The sequence below is a fragment of the Kitasatospora sp. NPDC091257 genome (genome assembly GCF_044757675.1).
Lineage (GTDB): Bacteria > Actinomycetota > Actinomycetes > Streptomycetales > Streptomycetaceae > Kitasatospora > Kitasatospora lactacystinica.
The window spans coordinates 1-3,133 of record NZ_JBIVVI010001077.1; the positions used below are offsets into that span (position 1 = coordinate 1).

The 3,133-nt window shown below is 74.2% G+C and carries 4 protein-coding genes; 3 read left to right on the top strand and 1 reads right to left on the bottom strand.

Going from position 1 to position 3,133, the window contains the following annotated elements:
* Positions 1–111 precede the first annotated feature (111 nt).
* The 3 genes from ACIQOV_RS34540 to ACIQOV_RS34550 all read left to right on the top strand — a co-directional run bounded on the left by ACIQOV_RS34540 (position 112) and on the right by ACIQOV_RS34550 (position 2,229).
* Positions 112–588, top strand: a complete 477-nt coding sequence (locus tag ACIQOV_RS34540) for a phage holin family protein (RefSeq protein WP_359902000.1) — start codon at positions 112–114, stop codon at positions 586–588.
* Between the two features lie 155 nt (positions 589–743).
* Entirely contained in the window at positions 744–1,862 is a 1,119-nt protein-coding gene (locus ACIQOV_RS34545; RefSeq protein ID WP_401054795.1) for an alpha/beta fold hydrolase, read from the top strand.
* A gap of 157 nt (positions 1,863–2,019) precedes the next feature.
* Complete coding sequence (locus tag ACIQOV_RS34550) at positions 2,020–2,229, top strand: hypothetical protein (protein WP_359901994.1); 210 nt, start codon at positions 2,020–2,022, stop codon at positions 2,227–2,229.
* A gap of 32 nt (positions 2,230–2,261) precedes the next feature.
* Here the strand turns inward: ACIQOV_RS34550 and ACIQOV_RS34555 are convergent, their stop codons facing one another.
* The gene (locus tag ACIQOV_RS34555) at positions 2,262–2,963 is read right to left on the bottom strand and encodes a metal-dependent hydrolase (protein ID WP_359901991.1); all 702 of its coding nucleotides are present in this window, start codon (positions 2,961–2,963) and stop codon (positions 2,262–2,264) included.
* Positions 2,964–3,133: the final 170 nt, after the last annotated feature.

Sequence of the window (3,133 nt, forward strand, 5' to 3'; positions counted from 1 at the left end):
GGCATGATTCTGAGCTGTCGACAACCCACAGACGCCTCCGGACCCCCGCCGGCCCCGGAACCGCACACCCGCGGCGGCGTCACGCCGCACAGCCGCAGAGGAGAACCGCTGATGCCCGCAGGAGCCGCAGACCCGTCCAGCAACGGCCGGGTGCCCTACGAGGGCGAGCGTTCGGTGGGGCAGCTGTTCGCGGCGGCCACCGCCGACCTGTCCGCGCTGGTCCACGACGAGATCGCGCTCGCCAAGGCCGAGATCCGGGCGGACGTCAAGCGCGGCGTCTCCGGCGGCGTCTCGCTGATCGTCGCCGGTGTGGTGGCGCTGTTCTCCATCCCGATGCTGAGCGCCGCGGCGGCCTTCGGCATCCACGCGCTGGGCCTGTCGCTGGGCTGGTCCTTCCTGGTCGTGGCGGGCGCCTACCTGCTGCTCGCGGTGCTGCTCGGGATGCTGGCCTGGCGCTCGTTCAAGAAGATCGAGAAGCCGGTCCGCACCATCGAGGGCGCCCAGAAGACCGCCGACGTGCTGAAGAACGCCCGGCCGCGGCCGGCCACCCAGGAGGAGATCGACCGGGCCTTCGGCCGCATCCCGTAACCGACCCGGTGTCGGCGGGGCGCCGGTGACCGGCCCGGGCGGGCGGGGACGGCGCCGCGCCGGTGAGCGGGGAGGGCCCGCCCCGGCGGGCTCCGGACCCGCCGACCACGAGTGCCGGGCACGTGTCCGGCGCCGGGATGTGACACGCTCTCGGTATGCCGCTTGACCAGAAGCCCGTGCCCGCGCAGCCGTCCGCCGAATCCGGCCCCGACTCCGGCGCCGGACTCACCCCCGAAGGCCCCGCCGGTCCCGAAGACCCCGGCGCCGCCCCCGGGAGCACCGGCCCGGCACCCGCGCGGAAGCCTGGGCGGGAGACCGGACGGGAAGCCTTCGCGGCGGCCTCCTCCGGGGGCCCGGCCGCGGGCGACGCGGAGGCCTGGAGCATCCGGCAGGCCGGCCCTTGGACGCACCGCGACCTCGCGGCCAACGGCGCCCGCTTCCACATCGCCGAGCTGGGCTCCGGCCCGCTGGTGCTGCTGGTGCACGGCTGGCCCGAGTACTGGTGGGCCTGGCGCCACCAGCTGACCGCGCTCGCCGAGGCCGGCTACCGGGCGGTGGCGCTCGACCTGCGCGGCATCGGCGGCAGCGACCGCACCCCGCGCGGGTACGACCCGGGCAACCTCGCCCTGGACATCACCGGGGTGATCCGCTCGCTCGGCGAGCGCCGGGCGCACCTGGTCGGGCACGCCTCCGGCGGCACCCTGGCCTGGGTGGCGGCCGTGATGCGGCCGTCCGTCATCCAGAGCCTCACCGTGGTCTCCGCCGCGCACCCGCGGGACCTGCGCCGGGCGCTGCTGACCGACCGCCGGCAGTTCGCCGCCTTCGAGCACGTGCTGGGCTTCCAGCGGCCGTGGATACCGGAGCGCCGCCTGGTCGCCGACGACGCCGAGCAGGTCGGCCGCTACCTGACCTCCTGGACCGGTCCGAACGGTCTGGACGAGGCCGCGCTGCACGCGTACCGGCAGGCGATCCAGATCCCCAGCACGGCGCACTGCTCGATCGAGCCGTACCGCTGGCTGCTGCGCTCCTTGGCCCGGCCGGACGGCATCCAGTTCGCCCGGCGGATGAAGAAGCCGATCACCGCGCCGACCCTGCACGTCCAGGGCGCGGCGGACCCGGTGCTGCTGTCGCACACCGCGCTCGGCGGCGGCGAGTACGTGGCGGCGCCGTACCGCTGGCGGCTGCTGCCGGACGTCGGGCACTTCCCGCACGAGGAGGCACCGGAGGAGTTCACCGCCGAGCTGCTGGACTGGGTCGGCCGCCACAAGGAGTGACCCCGAACACGGCCGTACGTGCGGTCGGACGCTCGGCTGACCGGAAGGGCTCTCGGGCCCAACTCCCTTATGTTGACGCTCATATGACAACCGCATAGGCCAATTTCGGCGAGGCCCGGGCGGTTACCTCCACCGGCCCAGGGGCATCCATTCCGGTATGAGTTGGATGCCCGAAAGCGGCGGCGCCCCGCGCGGCCGACGTCACAACAGCCCCCAGCGTTCCGCCCACCGGCCCGACCGGGCGGACGACCTCGGCTTCGACGGCCCCGACGGCCGCCGGCGCACGGAGCGGCGGCAGCTCGGCATCCCCCGCATCCTCGGCCGGCGCGCCCGCTGGGTGGGCGCACGGCTGCGGCGCGAGACCTGAGGCCCCGGTGCCGGCCGACCGGCACGGCCCGTTCAGTTCACGATCGTCGGCGACAGCGCGGTGAACCAGAGCAGGACGAAGGTCGCCACCGACATGATCGGCACCAGCACCTTGGTCTCGACGCTGTTGCCGCTGCGCTTGATCAGCACGACCTCGTAGCGCTCCTTGTGCGGCCAGAGCAGCGGTGCGCCCTTCTTGGTCAGGCAGTCGCCGAGCAGGTGCGCCAGCGTGCCCAGCGCCACCGCGTACGGCAGCCAGCCGGGCGAGTTGGGCATCCAGGTGTTCATCCCGAAGGTGCCGAGCGCGGCCAGGCCGATGACGGTGATCCAGGCCTCCGGTCCGTCGCCCGGCGGGCAGAGCCGCAGGGCCCGGATCGCGAGCGCCAGCAGGAAGAAGGTCAGTCCGAGGGTGAAGTTGCGCCCCAGGTAGGTGACCCCGGCCCAGGTGCCGGCGCCCATCAGCGCGACGAACAGCAGCGAGTGGGTGGCGTGCCGGTGGCCGCCGGAGATCCACGCCACGAAGCGGCAGAGCACCTTGGAGACGGGGCCGAGGAAGTTGGCGATCGAGCCGTCGTGGTGGTCGAGGTCCGGCAGCAGGGCCGCGCCCGCGCACAGCACCGTGCCCATCAGTATGTCCGCCGGCTGCAGGGTGGTGTGCAGGAGCAGCGGGGGCAGGAAGGGAGCCGAGGCCGCGTACAGCATCGCCCCGCTCACCGCGTGCGAGTGACCCATCATCGGACTGCCACGACCTCTCGTCGGGCCCACGCCGGGACGGCGCCCGGTTGAGCCGAACGGGTGAGCGCGGCCGAGGCTACCAGGGCCGCCTGACGGGGCGGCGGATATCGGACGGACCGGCCCGGCGCGCCCTCCCGGCCACAGCCCGACCCCAGCCCCACCACAACCCC

Bases quoted from the DNA above. Each gene is read 5' to 3' on its own strand.
- ACIQOV_RS34540 (WP_359902000.1), top strand. From the start codon at position 112: ATGCCCGCAGGAGCCGCAGACCCGTCCAGCAACGGCCGGGTGCCCTAC.
- ACIQOV_RS34545 (WP_401054795.1), top strand. From the start codon at position 744: ATGCCGCTTGACCAGAAGCCCGTGCCCGCGCAGCCGTCCGCCGAATCC.
- ACIQOV_RS34550 (WP_359901994.1), top strand. From the start codon at position 2,020: ATGAGTTGGATGCCCGAAAGCGGCGGCGCCCCGCGCGGCCGACGTCAC.
- ACIQOV_RS34555 (WP_359901991.1), bottom strand. From the start codon at position 2,963: ATGATGGGTCACTCGCACGCGGTGAGCGGGGCGATGCTGTACGCGGCC.